The organism is Acinetobacter stercoris (assembly GCF_900323515.1).
Taxonomy (GTDB): domain Bacteria; phylum Pseudomonadota; class Gammaproteobacteria; order Pseudomonadales; family Moraxellaceae; genus Acinetobacter; species Acinetobacter stercoris.
Genome location: NZ_OOGT01000016.1, coordinates 1 through 24,316, shown reverse-complemented (window position 1 = coordinate 24,316; position 24,316 = coordinate 1). Strand labels below are relative to the sequence as shown.

Here is a 24,316-nt window from a genome sequence, read left to right as displayed (position 1 = left end):
TCAAACTTATTTAAAGTATTTGGGGTACTTTAAATATTCGGAATACATTCTTAATATCCAACCTAAAGGCATTGATCAGTTTTCCAAACATAACAATTTTTCTTTGAATTAAAATATGCTGTACGTTTTGTAGCATTTTCAGGAATATCATTTCGCCAATCCATCTTCCCAGACTTGGAGTAACGAACAACTACAGGGTACAAACCATCTGCATCAGGATTCGGTTTCAGTTGATAATCTATACTGTAAGCGCCAAACTCTGGATCATTTTCGGTATATGCTCCAATATTACTGGATGAATAGCCAAACGGATATTGCTGAATCCACCCCTTTTCGTTCAATACAATCAAATTTTTCCAGTATGAAACCTCACCTGTTGAGGTATACCCACCATCATAAGTAAATCCCATCTGGTTTTTTCCTACTCTGTGAATACCCTTAAAAGCATCTGCAGTTAAATGGGACTCTCCCCAACTTCCACTCACATTCATTTCAGGATAACTTTGACTTAAAAACTGGTAACTGCCATTAGCTAGCTTTTTAAACAAATAAAGCTCTGTTAATGGATGATCTGGATGTCCATTATTAATCTTACCGTCATCTTGTTCATAAATCTGAATCCATACAATATAACGTTCTTCCCCCTGAACATTTTTATACTGTTGTACAGGCATAAACACTGCATAATTAACATTCCCCTTACCATCATCCAGACCAACCGCTTCATCTGATTGCTGATCTTGCATTTTTAGGTAGCGAATTTCTTTACGATAGAACTGCATAAAAAAACTTTTAAAATTTAGATGTTTCAGGATGATTACAGGATTCTGTTCTGGTTTAGACTGGGCAAATGACATTGAGGAAGCCAATATAGTTCCACAAATAGTTAATACTGAAATATAACCAAGCAAATTTTTCATTATTTTCTCATCTCATTGATATCAATCAACCTAAAGTCAATTCTGATTACTATTTCAAATACGATAATAAAAAATATCAAGAATATCTTTGGCTATTTTAAGTGCAAATCTAAAAATATAAAATGAGCTTTGATACTTTGATTTAACCGAATTCAATCTTAAAGTTACAGGGGAGATACACCCTTTTCTTTATATTGTCATAGCATGGTTATAGAGATGGCAACTGAGGACAATTTCATGACCGATGACGTATTAAATTCAAATAATGAAACTCATGGTTCAGAGCGCAAAAAATCTCGCTTCTCTCCAACCGTAAAAGGAGCACTTATTGGTGCGGTTGCAGGAAGCATCCTGCCTGTATTTGGTACTTTTAGTGGTGCAATTATTGGTGGAATCGCAGGAAAAGTATATGAAAAAAAGTGTACTTCCCATTAACGAGTTAAATTAAAACAGTCTAATATTTAAACTTTAATCAAAGAAACCTGTGCTTTTGTGAAATAGTACAGGTTTCTTTTAAAAATTATTTTAAAAACAATCTATTTTCTTAATTCGACCTTTGTCATTCCCCTAAACTTTAGCTAAGATAAAAATACGGGGTGTTTGTTCTAAATCAATAAACATCATGATTAGTCACATTTATTTTGCGATATATAACATACCTAAGACCCTTATATTTTTAAAAGATCGAAAAAATGAAATTGAGTAGAACTTGTATATCACAATTGAACATTTCACTGTTTCTTTGCTGTCTTGTGGGGGCAGGAAATACTTATGCTGAAGACTATAGAAATACTCAAAAAGACCAAGATACTCAAGTTGTTTCCCCGCAAAACTGGCTGGATTACGTTCCCAGCCTGATAGATTCCACACCGACTATTTTCCCGGCTGAATCTAATCAGCCTATCGTTCCAAGTACCACAGAAACTCAAGACAAAACATGGGCGGACCAAAAGCAAAATAAAATGAGTCTCTGGGTCGATAAAACAGCTAACAAAATAGATAGCTGGTTTGGAACTCCTGACCCAAATAAACCAGCAAGTGCTACATTGCGTATATTGCTGGACAATTATTATGATGAACACAATGGGTATGAAATCAAACCTCGTATTCGAGGTAAAATCAAATTACCAACTTTAGAAAAAAAGGTGAGCGTTGTCTTTGGTGATGACTCTTTAGATAACGAGTTAGATGATAACGTGGCTATTTCCAATGAAAATCCATCTAACCAGACTGATAAGTCATTTGACCGAAAACGTACCCGTGATGACAACAGTTCGATCGCATTACGTTGGTCAGAACTCTCAAAAAAAATACCATTCGATGTTGATGCTGATTTGGGTATCAGATCTGGTGATGATATTTATGCACGTTTAAAAGCGCAAAAAGACTGGACGCTTAAAAACGATTTTTATTTTCATGCTGAACAAATTTATCGCTATGGTCTGGATAGTAAAAATTATTGGCGTACCAACCTAGAGTTATCTCATGCCCGACCAAATGAAGCACTCTTGTCCAATCAGTTCAATCTGACTATTTCAGACAAACAAATCGATGATTTTTCTTGGGATAACCGCTTTTTTAGACAACATCAGTTTTTTCAGGGAAACCGTTTTAACTATGGACTTTATACAGGTGGCTACTATAACGAGTCAGACTTACGTTTAAATGGTTGGGGACCATTTATATCCTGGAGACAACCTTTATGGCGTGAGTGGTTTTACGTTCAAGGTGACCTCAACTATTTCAATGATCATCGAGAAGATCGAAATCATTACTTTAGCACTATTGTCCGTTTAGAAGCTTTATTTTAAAACCATTGAATAAGTTGGTCTTTTGCTTTTAAAGTCCATTGTTAGAAAAGGCTTATCTCTATAGATAAGCCTTTTCTCATTCACTTATTTCAATAACAAGTTATTAATACGTTTCACATATTCAGCTGGATCTTCTGGCAAACCACCCTCCGCAATTACAGCCTGATCAAAGATCACATTAGCCAAATCGTCAAACTGTTGTGTTCCCTCGAGTTTTTTAACTAAAGGATGCTCCGGGTTAATTTCCAGAATCGGTTTACTGTCTGGTACAGTTTGCCCTGCTTGTTTAAGCATACGAATCAACTGTGGAGACAAATCACCCTCAGGTGTAACCAAACATGCAGGTGAATCTACCAGTCGTGTCGTTACACGAACCTCTTTGGTTTTATCTTTCAAAGTATCTGAAAGCTTATCAACCACTGGTTTGAAATGTTCTGCTGCAGCTTCTAAAGCTTTTTTCTCTTCAGCATCCTGTAAATCACCTAAATCCACAGCACCTTTAGACACGTTTTGTAGCGGTGTCCCGTCAAACTCCTGAACAAAATTCATTGCCCATTCATCTACACGGTCTGACATTAAAATAACTTCAATACCTTTTTTCTTAAATAATTCAAGTTGTGGCGAATTTTTTGCAGCACTTAAACTATCAGCAGTCACATAATAAATGGCTTTTTGACCTTCTTTCATACGTGCTTTATAGTCAGCAAAAGAAGTCACCACATCATCATTACTAGATGTTGCATAACGTAATAATTTTAAAATACGTTCACGATTTGAGAAATCTTCACCCAAACCTTCTTTAATCACCGAACCGAATTCACTATAGAACTGTTTGAATTTCTCTTGATCTTTTTCATCTTCAGACTTTGCCAAGCCATCTAGAAGATTCAGAATACGACGCGTATTTCCTTCACGAATGGTTCGAACATCGCGGCTTTCTTGTAAAAGTTCACGGCTAACATTTAATGGTAAATCGGCACTATCTACCACACCCTGAACAAAACGCAGATAATTTGGAATGAGATTGTCTGCATCATCCATGATAAATACGCGTTTTACATAAAGCTTTATGCCTGCTTTAGCTTCACGTGTAAAAATATCACTTGGTGCTTTGGCTGGAATATACAGCAATTGTGTGTATTCAGTATTTCCTTCAACATGATTATGAGCCCATGTAAGTGGAGCTTCAAAGTTATGTGTCAAATTCTTATAAAATTCGATGTACTGTTCTTCTGTGATTTCACTTTTACTGCGTGTCCAAAGTGCACTCGCTGAGTTAATGACTTCCCACTCATCCGTCTTAACCATTTTGCCGCCTTTAGCTTCCTCACCTTCGGCTGCTTCTTCTTCCTGCCATACCTCTTTTTGCATTTCTATTGGCAGGCTAATATGGTCAGAGTATTTATTAACAATCTGTTTAACTTTCCACGCTTCTAAATACTCCAGCGCATCTTCGCGCAAATGTAAGATAATATCTGTCCCACGTGAAGCTTTAGAAATTTGCTCAACTTCAAAATCACCAGTGCCACCACTGATCCAGCGTACTCCCTCATTCTCAGAAAGACCTGCACGGCGAGATTCTACAGTAATTTTTTCAGCAACAATAAAACCAGAATAAAAACCAACACCAAATTGACCAATCAACTGTGCATCAGCTTTTTGATCACCTGTTAGTTTTGACATAAAATCTTTGGTACCTGATTTCGCAATCGTTCCCAAATTATCAATCGCTTCTTGTTCACTTAGGCCAATACCATTATCTGAAATCGTAATGGTTTTATTCTCTTTATCCAGACTTATACGAACATGTAAATCAGGATCATTTTCATAATATTCTGGATGGTTAATACCCTCGAAACGTAATTTATCACAAGCATCAGAAGCGTTAGAAATAAGTTCACGCAAAAAGATTTCAGGATTTGAATAGAGAGAATGCGTCACTAAATGTAAAAGCTGAGCCACTTCAGCCTGGAAACTATGTTTTTGTGCGCTTTGTTCGCTCATAAAATCGCTCCTTAAATTTCATCGATTGTTTTTTATAGATGCCTAATGAATTGGAGCGACTTGATAATTTTTCAATAGTAAAATCTGATTTTTTATTAAAAAGGACCTTGTTGGTACACTCTATTCATATATTGATCGAGCTTTTGTTGTCTCATTTTATATACATCCGTTAAACAGCCGACATTATCACGGCAGTCATCACGGAGATGTAACCACTTGATCTGCTGCTCTTGTATGACTGAACGTGTCCCCATAGGTACAAGTTTACGAATGATATAATATGTAGTCGCCATTTTCACATCGGCATCATTTAAAGTACGATTATTGCAAATGGTGTGCTCAGTCTGAGTTTTAGCTGCGTTACAAGAGAAACTGGCAGCATAGGCTGGTGAAAATGAACCAGTAAACAAGATAATCCATAAATAATAATGTACTTTTTTCATTTCTATGCGTTCTTCAACAATTTTCCTCATAAAATAGAATTTAATTAACTCCTTATCTAGATACTTTTATTTAACATATTGTAAATTTAGCAAAAAAAAGCCCAGTCTGAGAGACTGGGCTAAGAAAGCACAACTTGTTTTATTTTTAGAATTTGTAGCTATAACCAATCGTATAAACAATTGGATCAATATCTAGATCAAACTTGTAATTATTAGCAACGTTTAAGCGTACTTCTGGACTCAAGTCCGCATAACGTACATCAAAGAAAACTCCCCAGTTTTTAGCATCAGCTGGCTGATAGTTGAAACCTACTTGACCTGCGAAACCATAATCATTTTTGACTTTGTCAGCAACACCACTTTCATCCCATACGATCAAAGCTGTACCACCTACACCGATATACGGAGTAAAGCGCGTTGAGTTTTTAAAGTTATATTTCACAGTCAGTGTTGGTGGTAAATGTTTAACTTTTGCAACATTATCACCATTAAGCTGTACATCTTGGTTAAAAGGCGCAGCTAATAATAATTCAGCAGAAAATGGAGTATCACCAAAGAAGTATTCAACAGAAGGAGTAAAGTTATATTCATGATCTGCTTTAACAACACCAAGTGGAGTATTTGTATCTTGCGTTGGAGCCAACACACTACCACCTAGTTTTAATTGCCAACCACCAGCAAAAGATGCTGTAGATAACCCCAAAAGAGCAATAATTGCAGCTTGTCTTAACATTTTAGACACCTATTGTTAATCAATAATTTTATATTAAACACGTGTATTAATAATATGCAATAGTCATTATAAGTCATTTTTAAATTATATTTTTAATACATTGATTAATATAAATATTTATTTTAATCATATTATTTTACTTGGTTTTTTATTTTATAATGAAATCACATATTATTATTTTAAACCAACCTAATCACTCAGAATTAAAATTACTAGAGAACATATTCTGACTTATTTACTATGTTTTAAATAAAAACTTAAATATTTAAAAATCAAATATCACTTAATAAGTTTCTAATTTATTGCAGTATAACAATGCAAAATTTTCCCCCGAACTTCAATCTCTGAACACAATTAAATGCAAATAACCGAAACATAGGTATAAAAATACCTCCTTAACGGAGGTATTTGATCAAAACAGGTTAATTATTAATTCTTATAATACCATTGCCGCAATCCAGCCAAAGATCAGTAGAGGTATATTAAAATGGATAAATGTAGGCACTACCGTATCCCAAATATGATCATGCTGACCATCTACACCTAGACCTGCTGTTGGTCCCAAAGTTGAATCTGATGCAGGAGAACCAGCATCACCTAATGCAGCAGCTGTTCCTATCAGTGCAATCGTTGCCAATGGCGAAAAACCAAATTGTACACATAGTGGAACATAGATAACAGCAAGAACAGGTACACTGGAAAAAGATGAACCTATCCCGATAGTCACAAATAATCCAATAAACAGCATCAAAAATGCAGCTAGAGCATGGTTATTCCCAATAATATTCACCACACTGTTGACCAGACTATTAATGTCGCCAGTATGAGTCATGACAGAGGCAAAACCTGCTGCAGAAATCATGATAAAACCGACGAGTGCCATCATGCGCATGCCTTGAACAAAGACATCATCTGCATCCTGCCATTTAAAAATCCCAGCTGTAGAAAGCACAGCAAAACCAACCAGTCCACCAAGAATCATGGAACCAGAATAAAGCTGTGCCACTAATGTTAGAGCAATTGCAAGAATCGCCATAAAAATAGTTTTTTTAGCAATCACTGGTGCATGTGCAGCTTCTTCCCTCAATTCTTTAGCATCTTCATCTAGATTCACTTCACCAGCACGGATTGGTTTATCTAGATCGATAGTATTAATTCTGGTAACTGCACGATCAACATAGTAGCGAGGCTTACGATAACTTATAAATACGGCGATCAGCGTTCCTATTACCATTCCAAGTACTGGAATAGCCATCCCAAGAGGCATCATCCAGCGTTCGACGTGTAGATTGTAGCCTGCACCAATTTTATTGATATTGCCCATTAAAATCTGTTCAAGGAAAATCGCACCGAATCCTACAGGCAGGAAAATATATGTCCCAACCAGTCCCAGAGTTAATACACAGGCAGCAGCTCGACGATCCAAGTGCAAATGATTCATGACCTTTAATAAAGGTGGAACCAATACTGGAATAAACGCAATATGTACTGGAATCAGGTTTTGTGAACAAATTGCAGCAACCAGTAAAATACTTAACAATAAATATTTTACTTTCTTGGCTCGTTTTTGCGTTACTTCTGCACCTAGCAAACCAATAAGCTTATGTGCCAGTAAATCAGGCAAACCTGACTTTGAAAGCGCCAAAGCAAAAGCTCCCAAAACGGCATACGCCAGTGCAACCTCAGCACCATCCCCTAGTCCGGCATTGAATGCCTTTACTGTCTCGGACAAGCTCAGTCCAGCAACCAAGCCACCAATAATTGCTGAAATGACCAATGTCAAAACAACAGAAACTCGAGCCAGTGACAAAATGAACATCACGGCAATCGCAATAACTACTGCATTCATGAACGTTTATATAAATATAAAAGACAACATTTTAGCAGATTATAAAAATTGAGACTTTAATTTAACCAGAATTATTTTTTAGTCTCATTATGTGCTAAAGCAAACTGGGCTATAGCATGTGCAATATTTTCTGGCTGGCTTAATATCGCCCAATGATTTGCATCAATTTCAATTTTACTAAATGACGCTACCCAATTAGGCATTTCGTCAATTAGTTCTGGGCTAACAAAATTATCCTTTTTTAATACAATCGCCTGTACTGGGCAAATTGCAAAGCGTTGTCGAGGTCGAGTTAAACGTGGGATAAAATTAGCACGATATAGCCCTATCCCATAACGACCATCGGCACTAATTTTTTCATTCGATGGCAGATGGTCTTTCTGTTCCAGTCTTTGTAATACTTTTGTCCATGCCTGCGGACTGAACAAATGCCAGACTGTTGGAGCAAGAATAGGCAAATGGAAAGCCAGGATATACCAAGACTTTGTTAATTGTTTAAAAAACTTTGGCTTATCTTTCAAAAATTGCTTACGCATCCAGAAAGCAGCATGATCCAGACAAGGACCAGAAATCGTAGAATAAGATAAAATTCTTTGTTTGAATCGGGCATCTGTCACCGACTCCCAAGACTGAATAGATCCCCAGTCATGTGCCGCCAGATGGAAGGTTCGATCTGGTAAAATCTGGTCCACTACATTTTCCAGATCCAAGGATAAACGTTGCAAAGCATAATCTTTTATCCGTTTTGGTACAGATGAATCTCCTGCACCTCGTACATCATAGCTTATGACATAGAAATCTTCGAGCAACGTCTGAATCACTGGTTCCCATACATGTTGATTATCCGGGTATCCATGTACCAGCACCAATGCAGGTTTACTGGCATCTCCCCATACTTTTGCATTTAATCTTTGACCATCCTGAGTTTCAATCCAGTGCGACTGTACGTGCATATTAACTCCTTTTCCATGTGCAATTGACCATATATCTGTCGCTTCAGGCGTATAGATCAATGTCAGACTATTTTTTGTACTTTAGTATGCAGTGAGAGTGCGCAAAGATAATTGACCATTATGAACCTTTTAAGAAAATTTCAGACAATTCCAGTAATCAGTAAAATTCTGATCAATCGCTATGCTCCTTACAAAGGCGCAGGTATTGAAATTGAAGACCTCGATCTAAAAAATTATTTTATTCGGGTAAAAATGCCATTAACCCGTAAAAATCAGAATATTGTTGGGGTACACTTTGGTGGTAGCTTGTATGCAATGGTTGATCCATTTTATATGCTGTTACTTATGTACCATTTAGGTCCTAAATATCTGGTCTGGGATAAAGCCGCAAACATAAATTTTCTAACACCTGGTCGTGGTACTGTTTATGCAGATATCCACCTAGATGTTACTGAAATCGAACATGTTAAACAGTTAGCCGAGAACTACACTCCTGTCCATAGAATCTATACAGTGAATATTTTTGATGAGTCAGGAATCCGTATCGCTGAAATACAAAAGACTTTATATATCCGTAGAAAAAAACCAAAATCGACACGAAAATAAAAGCGCTTATCCAAGCGCTTTTATAGTTAAACCGAGCAATACTCTTTATTTACGCTTGTTCTCTTCAATAGCGGCACCAGCACCACCGCCAATAGCACCACCAATGGCTGCACCAGCATCACCACCGAAAATACCTTTACCAATAACTGACCCTATTCCTCCACCTATTCCACTATAGGTTGCATTACGATTAGAACCATCTTGAGCCTTACTACCGACAGCGGCTCCAGCTGCACCACCAGCTGCTGCACCTACGCCACCACCTGCATGGTTACCTACACCACCACCAAGTGCACCACCTAATGCTGCTGCACCAATACGTTTATCCTGCGTAGACATGTTTTCACATCCGACCAATACAAATGTAGACATCGTTGCAATTGCTACAATACCGACTAACTTTTTCATAAGAGTACCCTCCTAAGTTATGCTTTAAGCATAGGCTGACAAGGTGAAAACATTTATCACTAAATGTTACTTTACTGTCACATAATAATTTCATTTGTAAGAAAAAGCCCCAAATTTCTTGTAATTCAGGGCTTTTCTAATTATTTAGATAAAATTCAATTCGCTTCTTTCAAAACGACAACATCTTTGGTTGGTGTACCGTCAGTTGAAACCACAGCACGTGTTACACTACCTTTATTCGCTTCTTGAATTTGCCCCAATTCAAGCTCTTTTTTCTCAGGTGCTTGACCCTTTTGGAATTTAACACCAGTTGCATCAACATGTTTTGTCGTGGCAATAACTTCGCCATCTTGAGTCAAAGTTTTTTTCTCTTCAATTTTCGAAGTAGGTACAGTTACCGATTTTTTCTTCACATGTGGTTTCGCCAATTTTTTCTTGGAAAATTCCGCTTTGTTATCTATGCTTTTGATATCGTGTGCAACAATATCTTTACCTTTATTTTTAATATCGAGAACAGTTGTATCAGTTGTACGTACAGGGTTCTGACCATCAATAGTTGAAATAACCTGAGTTTTTGTCACAGGCACTACAGCTTTTGCTTCTTGAACAATTTTATTTGGTAATTCATTTGCTAAAACTACTGTAGATGCTGCAGAAGCAAGCAAAGCAAGACCTAATGTTTTCTTGGTTAATTTCATGTGATTTATCCTATTAATAATGAAGCTAATTTTTTGCCTATAATTAGATTCTTTTAGCAGATTTTATATTTTTACTATATAAAAAATATGATTATCTTTATCTTAAATCTATAAAACATAACAAAAGAACAAAATAGTGTTACAGTGATTCTTCAATAAAAATTTTACTGTTCATTTTATTTTTCTTTTTTTCGAAATCTTTTTTTCTGATTTTTAGCTAAATTTTTATATGAAATATCAGATTTTATAACTGCTTTTGCCAACTGCCCATTTCCCAAACCACGGATAATATTCAACAAGTAAACGCTAAGTGATACTAATGAGACAAGACTTGCTATTAAAAAACATTGCCCAAAAAACTCCCAGATAATTACACCTAATCTATACTGATAACTCAAACCGATTAAAGCGCCACGCCTCCCATGTGCATAAGAAATATCAGGATCTACCAAGATTTAATATGCCCATAGCCAAACAAAACAATATGAGGAATAGTGTGTATAAAAATTTAAAAACAGGGTTATTTGCCAATTTTTGTAGTCTTTTAGAATTTGAAAAATCTAAACTAAGTAAATGGCTATAAACCATATCCTGGTAACGTTTACCCATTCCAAATTTTTTAAATATATAAATTAGAATCAGCAACNCAATAATAAAACCAATAATCGTAAAATACGTACTTAACACTGCTGTAAAAAAAGGTAATGGTCCATTCATTCCCACAGTTATATGCAACTGCTGACCAATGAATTGATAAAATTTTAACTGCCAATTTGTTTGTACATGTGTAGGTAAAAACAATATCACCACTAGTGGCAACAAAGAACCATAAAGCAAGACTCTAAGAGTTTTATTATTCTGAAGATTCACAATACTTTCTTAAAAAAATAAATCTAGTATATAAAAAAGACGCCCTAAGGCGTCTTTTTTATATATACAAAACTTTAAACTTAGAATTGCTCTTCGTTTAATGCTTGAGAGAATGCCTGGTCAACTTCAGAGAAGTCATTTACAAGTGCATGTTCTGCAGCTTCTGCTTCTTGACGACGACGTTCCAAGTGATAAGCAAGGCCCGTACCTGCCGGGATCAAGCGACCCACAACCACGTTCTCTTTCAGACCACGTAGATCATCTTCTTTACCAGTTACAGCGGCTTCAGTTAACACACGGGTTGTTTCCTGGAACGATGCAGCAGAAATAAATGAATCGGTAGAAAGCGATGCTTTTGTAATACCCATCAATTGACGTTCAAACTTCGCAGGGAACTTGTTTTGAGCCAATAATGCCTGGTTCTCTTGAACTACACGAATGTAATCCACTTGTTCACCTTTGATGAAGCTAGAATCACCACCATCTGTGATTTCAACCTTACGAAGCATTTGACGTACGATGACTTCAATGTGCTTGTCGTTGATTTTTACACCTTGGAGACGGTAAACATCCTGAACTTCGTTCACGATGTAGTTCGTTAATGCAACTTCACCTTTCAAACGTAAGATGTCGTGCGGGTTTTGTGGACCATCAGAAATGGTTTCACCACGGTTCACATGTTCACCTTCAAACACGTTGATTTGACGCCATTTTGGAATCAATTCTTCGTAAATTTCAGAACCATCATCTGGAGTAATCACTAAACGGTTCTTACCTTTGGTTTCTTTACCAAAACTTACGATACCTGAGATTTCTGCAAGAATTGCATGTTCTTTAGGTTTACGTGCTTCAAACAAGTCAGCTACGCGTGGAAGACCACCAGTAATATCACGAGTACGTGAAGATTCTTGTGGCACACGACCGATAACATCACCAACACCGATTGTTTCACCATCACGAACTGTCACAATCGTATTTTGTGGTAAGAAATAGAATTGCTCACCGCCATCTGCTGTATCAAGCACGATCGCAGGACGCATATCTTTACCAGAAGCAGGACGTGCTGTAACAGGCAAGATTTCTACAGTTGTCATACCAGTTGCGTCATCAGTTTTCGATGTTGCAGTCACACCATCAGCAATTTGACTGAAACGTGCTTTACCAGCAACTTCTGTTACCAAAGGATGTGTATGCGGATCCCAAGTTGCAACGATACCACCAGCTTCCACAGTCTCACCATCTTTCAACAAGATAGATGCACCATATGGAAGTTTATAGCGTTCACGTTCACGGCCTAAATCATCTGCAATACCGATTTCACCTGAACGAGAAACTGATACCAAGTGACCTTTAGCATGTTGAACAGTTTTTACATTATGGAAGCGAACAGCACCCTTATTACGTACTTGTACACTGTTTGCAGCAGAAGTTCGGCTTGCTGCACCACCCACGTGGAACGTACGCATGGTTAACTGTGTACCAGGCTCACCAATTGATTGTGCAGCCATTACCCCTACTGATTCACCAGGATTCACCTGATGACCACGAGCTAGGTCACGGCCATAACATTTCGCACATACACCAAAGGTTGATTCACAGTTTACAACTGAACGTACTTTGATTTCATCGACACCAGCATCTTCAAGGTATGCTGCAATTTTTTCATCAATGAGCGTATTTCGTGGAAGAAGAACTTCATCTGTACCTGGCTTTTTAACATCAAGCGCAGTTACACGACCCAATACGCGTACACTTAATGGTTCAATAACGTCACCACCTTGAATCAGTGGAGTCATTACAAGACCATCCGTTGTACCACAGTCAGGCTCAGTGATCACCAAATCTTGTGCTACATCTACAAGACGACGAGTCAGGTAACCAGAGTTCGCTGTCTTCAATGCAGTATCGGCCAAACCTTTACGTGCACCGTGTGTTGAAATGAAGTACTGAAGTACTGTCAAACCTTCACGGAAGTTTGCTTTAATTGGAGTTTCAATGATCGAACCATCTGGTTTCGCCATCAAACCACGCATACCAGCAAGCTGACGAATCTGAGCCGCACTACCACGGGCACCAGAATCAGACATCATATAGATACTGTTGAATGATTTTTGTTTCTCGTCGTTACCCTGTTTGTTTTTAACAGTAGTATAAGACAAGTTGTCCATCATTGCTTTTGCTACTTGGTCGTTAGTACGTGCCCAGATATCGACAACTTTGTTATAACGTTCACCAGCGGTTACAAAACCTTGTTCAAACTGTTGTTCAATTTCACGAACTTCAGTTTCCGCTTTTTCGATGATGGTATGTTTTTGTGGTGGAATGAGCATGTCTTCCATACCGACAGAAACACCTGAGCGAGTCGCTTGACGGAAGCCCAGATACATCAATTGGTCAGCGAAGATAACAGTATCTTTAAGACCTAATTTACGGTAACAAGAGTTGATCAATTTAGAGATATTCTTTTTAGTCATCTCCAAGTTGATTTGCTGGAAGTCCATACCTTCTGGAACAACTTCCCAAAGTAAACAACGACCTGGTGTAGTATCAACAACAATCGTTTGTTGTTCACGTTCACCATTTTCATTGATTACAGTTTGGTGTACACGTGCTTTTACACGAGCATGTAAATCAACCTGACCAGTTGCAAGCGCACGGTTCACTTCATCTGTATCTGCGAACACCATGCCTTCACCTTTGGCATTTACAGCATCACGAGTGATGTAGTAAAGACCCAAAACAACGTCCTGAGAAGGAACGATGATGGGCTCACCATTTGCTGGAGACAAAATGTTGTTGGTTGACATCATCAACGCACGAGCTTCTAACTGGGCTTCAAGTGTTAATGGTACGTGTACCGCCATTTGGTCACCATCGAAGTCGGCGTTAAACGCTGTACATACGAGTGGGTGAAGACGAATCGCTTTACCTTCAATCAAGATAGGTTCGAATGCCTGAAGACCGAGACGGTGAAGTGTTGGCGCACGGTTCAACATCACTGGATGTTGACGAATTACAGATGCCAATACGTCCCAAACTTCTGGTGTTTCACGCTCAACCATTTTCTTCGCAGCTTTAATGGTGGTTGCCTGACCTGAAGCTTGTAGTTTCGCAAAGATGAATGGTTTGAATAGTTCAAGTGCCATTTTCTTAGGAAGACCACATTGGTGCAAACGCAATGTTGGTCCAACAGTGATCACCGAACGACCTGAATAGTCAACACGCTTACCAAGCAAGTTCTGACGGAAACGACCTTGCTTACCTTTGATCATATCTGCCAAAGATTTAAGCGGACGTTTGTTTGAACCTGTAATAGCACGACCACGACGGCCGTTATCTAACAATGCATCAACAGACTCTTGTAACATACGTTTTTCGTTACGTACGATAATGTCTGGAGCAGCAAGGTCTAGAAGGCGTTTTAAACGGTTGTTACGGTTGATCACACGACGATAAAGATCGTTCAGGTCAGAGGTCGCAAAACGACCACCTTCAAGCGGAACCAACGGACGAAGATCTGGTGGAAGTACTGGAAGTACATTCATCACCATCCATTCTGGTTTGTTGTTTGACTCTTTGAACGCTTCCATCAACTTCAAACGTTTAGATGCTTTTTTAAGCTTGGTTTCTGAAGTTGTTTGTGGAATTTCTTCACGTAAACGAGAAATTTCAGCTTCAAGATCAATGTCTTTCAACAAGTCCTGAACAGCTTCAGCACCCATTTTCGCTGTGAATTCATCACCGTGCTCTTCTAAAGCATTGAAGTATTCTTCATCGTTTAAAAGCTGATATTTCTCAAGTGGAGTCATACCAGGATCAGTAACAACATAAGATTCGAAATACAGTACGCGTTCGATATCACGTAAAGTCATATCAAGCAATAAACCGATACGGCTTGGTAATGATTTCAAGAACCAGATGTGTGCAACTGGAGATGCAAGTTCGATGTGCCCCATACGTTCACGACGAACTTTTGCAGTTGTTACTTCAACGCCACATTTTTCACAAATGACGCCTTTATATTTCATACGCTTGTATTTACCACACAAGCATTCGTAATCTTTTACCGGACCAAAGATTTTGGCACAGAATAAACCATCACGTTCTGGTTTGAACGTACGATAGTTAATTGTCTCAGGTTTTTTAACTTCACCATGAGACCATGACTTAATCATTTCTGGTGACGCAAGACCAATACGGATACGGTCAAATTCAACTGGTGCATGACCATCTGAATCCGTCTTTTTACGCATGATATCGAGCAAGTCTTTCAATTTTTTTCTCCGTGTGTCGAGGAGATTTTCACTTCTCGACTGGGTCACAAATATTGTTTTTTACTGAAATTTGGGAATCTCCCCTGGCCCCTTTAGGAAAAAGGGAGGGAAGGGAGGATTTCTTAGTCACCATTTTTCAGTTCAATGTTGATACCTAAAGAACGGATCTCTTTGGTCAATACGTTGAACGATTCTGGCATGCCCGGATCCATATAATGGTTACCATCTACAATATTCTTATAGATGCGGGTACGACCTTCAACGTCATCCGATTTAACAGTAAGCATTTCTTGAAGAGTATAAGCTGCACCATATGCTTCAAGTGCCCAGACTTCCATCTCACCGAAACGCTGACCACCGAATTGTGCTTTACCACCAAGCGGTTGTTGCGTTACTAATGAATAAGAACCAGTAGAACGCGCATGCATCTTGTCGTCAACCAAGTGGTTCAATTTCAACATGTACATATAACCAACCGTTACTGGACGGTCGAAACGTTCGCCTGTACGTCCGTCATACAATACTGTCTGACCAGAACGTGGAAGTTCAGCAAGCTCAAGTAACTCTTTGATTTGACGTTCTTCAGCACCATCAAATACAGGCGTAGCTAAAGGGACACCTTTACGTAAGTTACCCGAAAGGACAAGAATTTCTTCATCAGTTAAGCTGTCAAGATCTTCTTGCTCGCCACCAACTTTGTTATAAATCTTGTCAAGGAACACACGAAGCTCTGCAATCGTACGTTGTTCTTTGAGCATCTTGTCGATTTGCTCACCAAGACCTTTGGCAGCTAAACCTAAGTGAGTTTCAAGAATCTGACCCACGTTCATACGTGATGGTACACCCAATGGGTTAAGTACCACATCCACAGGAACACCATTGATGTCATGCGGCATGTCTTCTACAGGAAGGATGTTTGATACAACACCTTTGTTCCCGTGACGACCCGCCATTTTATCACCAGGCTGGATACGACGTTTAACAGCGAGGTAAACCTTAACAACTTTAAGAACACCTGTTGTTAATTCATCACCAGTAGAAAGTTTGCGTTTCTTCTCAGCAAATTTCTCATCAATTTCATGGCTCTTTTCTTTCAAGAACACTTGAATTTGAGTTAAACGTTCTGCAATGCCTTCATCACTCGGCTGGATCTCAAGAAGATCAACGAGCTCTAAACCTGATAACAATTCTTCAGAAAGCTTGTCACCGCGTTTAGTTGTACCACCACCGTTAGATTCTTGACCTTTCAACAAACGGACAATACGTTCACGTGCTGCTTCTTCGAAGATTTTGTATTCTTCTTTCAAATCCTTACGGTAAGCATCAAGCTGAGCTTTCTCAATGGCTTGAGCACGTTCATCTTTCTCAATACCATCACGAGTAAAGACTTGAACGTCAATGACTGTACCTTTAGTACCAGATGGAACACGTAAAGATGAATCTTTAACGTCGGCAGCTTTTTCACCGAAGATTGCACGAAGAAGTTTTTCTTCAGGAGTTAACTGAGTTTCACCCTTAGGTGTTACTTTACCTACAAGGATGTCACCAGCAGTAACTTCAGCACCGATATAAACAATACCTGACTCATCAAGTTTAGACAGAGCAGCTTCACCTACATTAGGAATATCTGCAGTAATCTCTTCTGCACCCAACTTGGTATCACGTGCTACACATGACAATTCCTGAATGTGAATAGAAGTTAAACGATCTTCTTGAAGTACACGTTCAGATAACAAGATTGAGTCTTCGTAGTTATAACCGTTCCAGGTCATGAACGCTACACGCATGTTTTGACCAAGCGCAAGTTCACCACCATCCGTAGATGGTCCATCAGCTAATACATCACCGCGACCAACTTTATCCCCCAAGTTCACAAGAACTTTCTGGTTGATACAAGTATTTTGGTTCGAACGGGTATATTTGATGAGGTTATAGATATCCACACCTGCCTCACCAGCGATCATTTCGTCTTCATTTACACGAATAACCACACGTGATGCATCAACAAACTCGATACGTCCACCACGTTTTGCAATCACACACACACCAGAGTCATGTGCTACGTTTGCTTCCATACCTGTACCAACAAGTGGTTTGTCAGCAAGCAATGTCGGAACAGCCTGACGTTGCATGTTTGAACCCATCAATGCACGGTTCGCATCATCGTGTTCAAGGAATGGAATCAGTGATGCCGCAACAGATACAACCTGTTGAGCAGATACATCCATATGCGTCACTTTTTCAGGAGGCATACGAACGAATTCGCCTTGATGACGTACTGAAACAAATTCTTCAGTCAGATGACCATCTTTATCCAATTGAGAATCGGCTTGCGCAATTACAGTACCAACTTCTTCAATTGCTGATAAATATTCAACTTCATCAGTTACACGACCATCAACAACTTTACGGTATGGTGTTTCCAAGAAACCAAAGTTGTTTGCTTTTGCATAAACAGACAATGAGTTGATCAGACCAATGTTTGGACCTTCAGGTGTTTCAATTGGACAAACACGACCATAGTGAGTCTGATGAACGTCACGTACTTCAAAGCCTGCACGTTCACGAGTCAAACCACCAGGACCAAGTGCTGATACACGACGTTTGTGTGTAATTTCAGACAATGGGTTGTTTTGATCCATAAACTGAGACAATTGGCTTGAACCAAAGAATTCTTTGATTGCAGCAGCAACTGGTTTAGCATTGATCAAATCTTGTGGAGACAGGTTATCAGTTTCAGCCTGACTTAAACGCTCTTTTACAGCACGCTCAACACGAACCAAACCAACACGGAATTGGTTTTCAGTCATTTCACCAACTGAACGTACACGACGGTTACCTAAATGGTCGATATCATCAACTTCGCCTTTACCATTACGGATTTCGACGAGAGTTTTTAATACATCGATAATATCTTCGTTAGACAGGATACCTTCAACTTCACGAGACTTCTGGTCTGTACCAACTTCGTAAGGGCGACCCAAACGACGATTGAACTTCATACGACCCACTGGAGACAAGTCATAACGTTCAGAAGAGAAGAACAAATTATTGAATAAGTTTTCAGCTGCTTCTTTGGTAGGTGGTTCACCTGGACGCATCACTTTGTAGATTTCTACAAGTGCCTCATCACGACCTGAAGTTGTATCTGCACGTAAAGAGTCTGCAACAAATGAACCACGATCAATATCGTTGGTAAATAGGATATTGAACTGTTTGATACCACCTTCTGCCAATTTAACCATGATGTCATGGCCCAAAACTGTATTGGCAGGAATTACATCACCATCTTTAAGCGTGATGTCTTCAGCAGTGATACGTTCATACAAGTATTCATCTGGAACCGAAAGCTTAGTTAAACCAGCAGCTTCCATTTGACGAACATGACGAGCATTAATACGTTTACCTTGTTCAACAATCACTTTACCATCGTTATCAGTAATGTCGAATTGAGCCATTTCACCACGTAGGCGCTCAGGCACAAGGTCAATCTGGTAGCTACCCATGTCTAGGTATACAGGCACTTTTTCATAGAACATATCTAGGATTTGTTCATTACTGTAACCTAAAGCACGCAATACTACAGTTGCTAATAATTTACGACGACGGTCGATACGAACATAGACTAGATCTTTCGCATCAAACTCAAAGTCCAACCATGAACCACGGTAAGGAATGATACGTGCTGAATAAAGCACTTTACCACTTGAATGAGTTTTACCTTTATCGTGATCAAAGAACACACCTGGTGAACGGTGTAATTGAGATACGATTACACGTTCAGTACCATTAATAACAAAGGTACCATTTTCAGTCATGAGTGGAATTTCACCCATGTAAACTTCTTGTTCACGAACGTCTTTGATTGATTTCGTTTCACGATCTTTAATGATCAAACGAATTTTAACGCGCATTGGTGCCGCAAAAGTTGAGCCGCGAAGAATACATTCACGAACATCGAACTCTGGTTTACCAAGGCTATACTCAACGAATTCTAAAGCAGCATTGCCAGAATAACTTTCAATTGGGAAAACTGAACGAAATGCGGCTTGGAGACCGATATCTTCGCGATTTTTTGGTGATTTGCCATCTTGCAGGAATGTTCTGTACGAGTCGACTTGAATCGCGAGCAGGTACGGAGCATCCATTACTTGAGGCAATTTACCAAAATTCTTACGGATCCGTTTCTTTTCGGTATATGAGTATGCCATCTGGAGTCCTCGGAAAGTAAAACCAAGTCCGCCTGCAGAACGGACTTAGAAGGAATTACGCAGGTCGATATGACCACCACCTTTATACAAATGCTGCAATTTTCAGTGGTATAAAACGCTTAACAATATTTTTAAAATAGAAAAATATTGGTAAGCGTTTGATTATGTTAATTTATTTTTAAAATTGATGATTACACTATCAATCAATCTAAAATCGAGCCGATTATTGTAACGCAAAAAGGCTGATGACCCAAGAGCCATCAGCCATTTTGTGGAGCCGATTACAAAAAATCGACTCCTTAAGCGATTACTTAAGTTTAACTTCAGCACCAGCTTCTTCAAGTTTTTTCTTAAGTTCTTCAGCTTCCTCTTTAGAAACGCCTTCTTTGATTGCAGAAGGAGCGCCTTCAACAAGATCTTTAGCTTCTTTAAGACCAAGACCAGTAGCTTCACGAACAGCTTTAATTACAGCAACTTTGTTAGCACCGAAGCTAGCTAATTCAACAGTAAATTCTGATTGCTCTTCAGCAGCAGCTGCAGCAGCACCAGGAGCAGCAGCAGCTGCAACAGCAGCTGCAGATACGTTGAATTTTTCTTCGAAAGCAGAAATAAGTTCTACAAGTTCAAGAACAGTTTTTTCAGCAACTGCATTTAAGATTTCTTCGTTAGTTAAAGCCATGAGAATAACTCCAAATGGAAATTGAATGGTGTGTAAAATGTTTTAAGCTTATGCAGCTTCTTGCTCGTTTTTCTCTTTGAGTGCAGTAATAAGGCGACCCAATTTTGAGATAGGAGCTTGAAGAACGTTGGCAAGCATAGTAAGCGCTTTTTCTTGGTTTGGAAGATTTGCGATAACGCTTACTTCAGCACCAGAATAAACTTTGCCATCAAATGCAGCAGCTTTTAACTCAAAAGCTTTATTTGATTTAGCGAAGTCTTCGAATAAGCGTGCAGCTGCACCCATATCGTCTTCAGAAGTTGAAAAACCTAGAATTGTCGGACCAACAAGGTTGTCATCCAAGATACTAAATTGAGTACCTTCGAACGCACGTTTTGCCAAAGTGTTACGTACGATACGCGTATGAACACCTAACTTACGAGCTTCAACACGAAGAGCTGTAAGTTGCTCTACTGTTAAACCTTGATAGTCGGCAACAACAGCAGCAAACGCTTTAGAAGCAACTTCATTTACTTCTGCAACGATCTGTTTTTTGTCTTCAATAAGAAGAGCCATTGTAAAACCTCCTAATGGTGATTTATGCATCCTATAAAGATGCACTCCCAATTCGTAAACCTTTCGGCCTACACGCGGAGGAGGAATAAATCACACCACCGCGTCTACTCAGACTGGTTTTTTAAGAAGCTCATCCAAATAGAATTTACTTCGCCTGAGGTCTTTGACGCTGATAAATTTACATTTATCAATTCAAAGTCCGCCTGAGAAATCCTTCCTCCATTCAGGAGACTCTCTTTACAAAAGAGAGATTAAAGGAAATTCACAGGACTTTAAAATTCTTTATCTATCTAAATAAAAATTATTTAGCAACGTCATTTACATCAATAGTAAGACCAGGACCCATAGTTGAGCTTAAAGTGATCTTCTTGATATAAATACCTTTAGAAGTAGCAGGTTTTGCTTTCTTAAGGTCAGCTACAAGAGCTTCAACGTTTTGACGAATAGCAGCAGCTTCAAAGCCTACTTGACCAATCGCAGCATGGATAATACCAGCTTTATCTACACGGTAACGTGCTTGACCAGCTTTAGCATTTTTAACTGCACCAGCTACATCAGGAGTTACAGTACCCACTTTAGGGTTTGGCATTAAACCGCGTGGACCAAGGATAGTACCTAACTTACCTACAACGCGCATTGCATCTGGAGCAGCAATAACCACATCAAAGTCAAGATTACCTTGCTGGATGCTTTCAGCCAAGTCATCAAAACCTACGATATCTGCACCTTCAGCTTTAGCAGCTTCAGCTTGAGCACCTTGAGCAAACACTGCAACACGTACAGTTTTACCAGTACCTGCAGGAAGTGTAGTTGCACCACGAACAACCTGGTCAGATTTACGAGGATCAACACCTAGATTTACAGCAACATCCAAAGACTCTTTGAACTTTGCAGCAGGAAGGCTGTTAAGAACTTGTACCGCTTCGTCCAAAGTATAAACTTTGTTTGCTTCTACAGCAGCAGCAATGGCTTTTTGACGTTTAGTTAACTTTGCCATGTCTTATAGCTCCACTTCCAAGCCCATAGAACGTGCAGAACCAGCGATGGTACGAACACGTGCGTCTAAATCAGCACCAGTTAAATCTGGTTCTTTAGTAGTCGCAATTTCTTCTAACTGAGCACGAGTCAACTTACCAACTTTAGTTTTGTTAGGTACAGAAGAACCCTTTTGGATACCGGCAGCTTTCTTAAGAAGAATAGCAGCAGGTGGAGTTTTCATGATAAATGTGAACGACTTGTCGTTGTACACAGTAATCACTACAGGAATTGGAAGACCTGGTTCAACTTTTTGTGTAGCAGCATTGAATTCTTTACAGAATGCCATGATGTTTACACCACGTTGACCTAGTGCAGGACCAATCGGTGGAGATGGATTTGCTTTACCAGCTGGAACTTGCAGCTTGATATAGCCGTCAATCTTCTTAGCCATTTTAAAATTACCTCTGGGTACAAACGCCGTTAGGCTCCCCAACATCGTTCACATAACCACAGCAAGCTGCAGTCATAATAACAATGCCCGATAAAATCGGGCGCTTTTCAACCAATTAAAATTAAACTGCTTTTTCGACTTGGCGAAATTCCAATTCAACTTGAGTTGGTCGATTAAATACATTAATCGTCAACGTTAAACGCGACTTATCGTATTGAACTTCTTCCACCACACCTTTAAAGTCTGTAAATGGACCGTCAACAACGAGTAATTCTTCACCAGGTTCAAACATCGTCTTAGGACGAGGTGCTTCACCTTTATTATGTACACGTGCAAGAATTGCATCAGCTTCTTTTTGCGTAATTGGTGCTGGTTTCTCAGCTGTACCGCCAATAAAACCTAAAACTTTTGGACATTCTTTTACAATGTGCCAAGTTTCATCATTCATTTCCATTTCGACCAATACATAGCCTGGAAAGAATTTTCGCTCTGATTTACGTTTCTTACCATCCTTCATTTCTACCACTTCTTCGGTAGGAACAAGGACTTCACCAAAACTATCAGCAACAGCGCTACGCTGGATTCGATCATTAAGTGAACGCATCACTTGTTTTTCATAACCAGAATAGGCATGAATAATGTACCAACGTTTCATAGCTCTCTTACCCGATAATAAACTTCATAAACCAACCGATTATATAGTCAAAACACCACAATACAATCGCAGTAATAATAACTACCAGTAAAACCTGCCATGAAGTGGTTACTGTTTCATGTTTCGTAGGCCAAGTGACTCGACGCAATTCTATACGTGAATCTTTAAGCAAACGAACAAAGCCTTTGCCTTGATGGGTGGCGTATAATAAACCTAAAGCTGCTACGATACAAGCGATAATTACACCAACACGTACCCAAATATTATTTGCTGGTGGCCAATAAGCTGGTAAAAACTGATTTACCATAAGTGCACCGACAAATAACACCAAGGCAATAATCCAAAGCACAAAATCTAGCGGTGAGCTAGTCTTAACAACTTCGGCAGAATTTCTTTGAGGAATTGGCGCGTCGCTCAATGCGTCACGCGATTTATCATTCGACATTTTTTTACTCGTCGTAGGATTCGCGACTTATTATATGACAATTTAGTCAGCATTAAGCTTTTTATTTAAAAAAATTGGCAGGTCAGGAGGGACTCGAACCCCCAACATTCGGTTTTGGAGACCGACGCTCTACCAATTGAACTACTGACCTATAAAACAGATCGAGAGTCTAAACTCCCGATCTGGAGTATAACACAATTATGCAGTTACTTTAGCAACAACACCAGCACCTACTGTACGACCACCTTCACGGATCGCAAAACGAAGACCTGCGTCCATTGCAATCGGGTGGATCAATTCTACTGACATTTCTACGTTGTCACCAGGCATAACCATTTCAACGCCATCTTTAAGAGAGATCGCACCAGTTACATCTGTTGTACGGAAGTAGAACTGTGGACGGTAACCATTTAAGAATGGAGTGTGACGACCACCTTCATCTTTAGAAAGCACATATACTTCTGCATCAAATTTAGTATGCGGCTTGATTGTACCTGGTTTAGCAAGTACCTGACCACGTTGTACTTCTTCACGTTTTGTACCACGTAGAAGAATACCACAGTTCTCACCAGCACGACCTTCGTCAAGAAGTTTACGGAACATTTCCACGCCAGTTACAGTTGTTTTAACTGTATCTTTAATACCAACGATTTCAACTTCTTCGCCTACTTTAACGATACCAGATTCTACACGACCTGTTACCACAGTACCACGACCAGAGATTGAGAATACGTCTTCGATTGGCATCAAGAATGCTTTATCGATAGCACGTT

At 39.1% G+C, this 24,316-nt stretch carries 21 protein-coding genes and 1 tRNA gene; 3 read left to right on the top strand and 19 right to left on the bottom strand.

Annotation, left to right across the window (positions count from 1 at the left end; all coding sequences use genetic code 11):
* Positions 1-62: 62 nt before the first annotated feature.
* On the bottom strand, positions 63-920 hold the full coding sequence (locus tag KPC_RS03040) for a hypothetical protein (RefSeq protein ID WP_121972953.1): 858 nt from the start codon (positions 918-920) through the stop codon (positions 63-65).
* Between the two features lie 237 nt (positions 921-1,157).
* Between KPC_RS03040 and KPC_RS03035 the strand changes: the two genes are divergently transcribed.
* Together KPC_RS03035 and KPC_RS03030 are read left to right on the top strand one after the other, a co-directional pair.
* Complete coding sequence (locus tag KPC_RS03035) at positions 1,158-1,355, top strand: DUF456 domain-containing protein (RefSeq protein WP_121972961.1); 198 nt, start codon at positions 1,158-1,160, stop codon at positions 1,353-1,355.
* Between the two features lie 257 nt (positions 1,356-1,612).
* Positions 1,613-2,731 carry a hypothetical protein gene (locus KPC_RS03030; RefSeq protein ID WP_121972952.1) on the top strand — a complete coding sequence of 373 codons (1,119 nt, stop codon included), beginning with the start codon at positions 1,613-1,615 and terminating at the stop codon, positions 2,729-2,731.
* A gap of 84 nt (positions 2,732-2,815) precedes the next feature.
* Here KPC_RS03030 and htpG read toward each other — a convergent pair whose 3' ends face one another.
* The 5 genes from htpG to KPC_RS03005 form a co-directional block, all read right to left on the bottom strand.
* Positions 2,816-4,735, bottom strand: coding sequence for a molecular chaperone HtpG (gene htpG / locus KPC_RS03025; protein ID WP_121972951.1), 1,920 nt, complete (start codon positions 4,733-4,735; stop codon positions 2,816-2,818).
* A 95-nt stretch (positions 4,736-4,830) separates the two neighbouring features.
* Positions 4,831-5,178 carry a lysozyme inhibitor LprI family protein gene (locus tag KPC_RS03020; protein ID WP_121972960.1) on the bottom strand — a complete coding sequence of 116 codons (348 nt, stop codon included), beginning with the start codon at positions 5,176-5,178 and terminating at the stop codon, positions 4,831-4,833.
* Between the two features lie 145 nt (positions 5,179-5,323).
* On the bottom strand, positions 5,324-5,911 hold the full coding sequence (locus KPC_RS03015; RefSeq protein ID WP_121972950.1) for an OmpW/AlkL family protein: 588 nt from the start codon (positions 5,909-5,911) through the stop codon (positions 5,324-5,326).
* 436 nt (positions 5,912-6,347) lie between these two features.
* Positions 6,348-7,760, bottom strand: a complete 1,413-nt coding sequence (locus tag KPC_RS03010; protein ID WP_121972949.1) for a Na+/H+ antiporter family protein — start codon at positions 7,758-7,760, stop codon at positions 6,348-6,350.
* 71 nt (positions 7,761-7,831) lie between these two features.
* Positions 7,832-8,713 carry an alpha/beta fold hydrolase gene (locus tag KPC_RS03005; RefSeq protein WP_121972948.1) on the bottom strand — a complete coding sequence of 294 codons (882 nt, stop codon included), beginning with the start codon at positions 8,711-8,713 and terminating at the stop codon, positions 7,832-7,834.
* 120 nt (positions 8,714-8,833) lie between these two features.
* On the opposite strand from KPC_RS03005, the gene KPC_RS03000 reads away from it, so the two are divergent.
* On the top strand, positions 8,834-9,319 hold the full coding sequence (locus KPC_RS03000) for a PaaI family thioesterase (RefSeq protein ID WP_121972947.1): 486 nt from the start codon (positions 8,834-8,836) through the stop codon (positions 9,317-9,319).
* A gap of 45 nt (positions 9,320-9,364) precedes the next feature.
* Here the strand turns inward: KPC_RS03000 and KPC_RS02995 are convergent, their stop codons facing one another.
* The 13 genes from KPC_RS02995 to KPC_RS02930 form a co-directional block, all read right to left on the bottom strand.
* On the bottom strand, positions 9,365-9,727 hold the full coding sequence (locus KPC_RS02995; RefSeq protein WP_121972946.1) for a DNA transfer protein p32: 363 nt from the start codon (positions 9,725-9,727) through the stop codon (positions 9,365-9,367).
* A 155-nt stretch (positions 9,728-9,882) separates the two neighbouring features.
* Positions 9,883-10,425 (bottom strand): hypothetical protein, encoded by a 543-nt coding sequence (locus tag KPC_RS02990; protein ID WP_121972945.1) that lies wholly within the window; start codon positions 10,423-10,425, stop codon positions 9,883-9,885.
* A 176-nt stretch (positions 10,426-10,601) separates the two neighbouring features.
* Positions 10,602-10,877 (bottom strand): hypothetical protein, encoded by a 276-nt coding sequence (locus KPC_RS02985; RefSeq protein WP_121972944.1) that lies wholly within the window; start codon positions 10,875-10,877, stop codon positions 10,602-10,604.
* Between the two features lie 498 nt (positions 10,878-11,375).
* Complete coding sequence (gene rpoC, locus KPC_RS02975; RefSeq protein ID WP_121972942.1) at positions 11,376-15,569, bottom strand: DNA-directed RNA polymerase subunit beta'; 4,194 nt, start codon at positions 15,567-15,569, stop codon at positions 11,376-11,378.
* A 122-nt stretch (positions 15,570-15,691) separates the two neighbouring features.
* Entirely contained in the window at positions 15,692-19,780 is a 4,089-nt protein-coding gene (rpoB, locus tag KPC_RS02970) for a DNA-directed RNA polymerase subunit beta (RefSeq protein WP_121972941.1), read from the bottom strand.
* Positions 19,781-20,087: 307 nt separating this feature from the next.
* The gene (rplL, locus tag KPC_RS02965) at positions 20,088-20,459 is read right to left on the bottom strand and encodes a 50S ribosomal protein L7/L12 (RefSeq protein ID WP_121972940.1); all 372 of its coding nucleotides are present in this window, start codon (positions 20,457-20,459) and stop codon (positions 20,088-20,090) included.
* Between the two features lie 48 nt (positions 20,460-20,507).
* Positions 20,508-21,014 (bottom strand): 50S ribosomal protein L10, encoded by a 507-nt coding sequence (gene rplJ, locus KPC_RS02960; RefSeq protein WP_121972939.1) that lies wholly within the window; start codon positions 21,012-21,014, stop codon positions 20,508-20,510.
* 301 nt (positions 21,015-21,315) lie between these two features.
* On the bottom strand, positions 21,316-22,011 hold the full coding sequence (rplA, locus tag KPC_RS02955) for a 50S ribosomal protein L1 (RefSeq protein ID WP_121972938.1): 696 nt from the start codon (positions 22,009-22,011) through the stop codon (positions 21,316-21,318).
* 3 nt (positions 22,012-22,014) lie between these two features.
* The gene (gene rplK / locus KPC_RS02950; RefSeq protein WP_121972937.1) at positions 22,015-22,443 is read right to left on the bottom strand and encodes a 50S ribosomal protein L11; all 429 of its coding nucleotides are present in this window, start codon (positions 22,441-22,443) and stop codon (positions 22,015-22,017) included.
* Between the two features lie 121 nt (positions 22,444-22,564).
* Positions 22,565-23,098 carry a transcription termination/antitermination protein NusG gene (gene nusG, locus KPC_RS02945; protein ID WP_121972936.1) on the bottom strand — a complete coding sequence of 178 codons (534 nt, stop codon included), beginning with the start codon at positions 23,096-23,098 and terminating at the stop codon, positions 22,565-22,567.
* A gap of 7 nt (positions 23,099-23,105) precedes the next feature.
* On the bottom strand, positions 23,106-23,543 hold the full coding sequence (gene secE / locus KPC_RS02940; protein WP_121972935.1) for a preprotein translocase subunit SecE: 438 nt from the start codon (positions 23,541-23,543) through the stop codon (positions 23,106-23,108).
* Positions 23,544-23,618: 75 nt separating this feature from the next.
* Positions 23,619-23,694, bottom strand: a tRNA-Trp gene (locus tag KPC_RS02935).
* Between the two features lie 47 nt (positions 23,695-23,741).
* On the bottom strand, positions 23,742-24,316 hold a 575-nt coding region (locus KPC_RS02930; RefSeq protein WP_265735823.1), incomplete at its 5' end, for an EF-Tu C-terminal domain-related protein.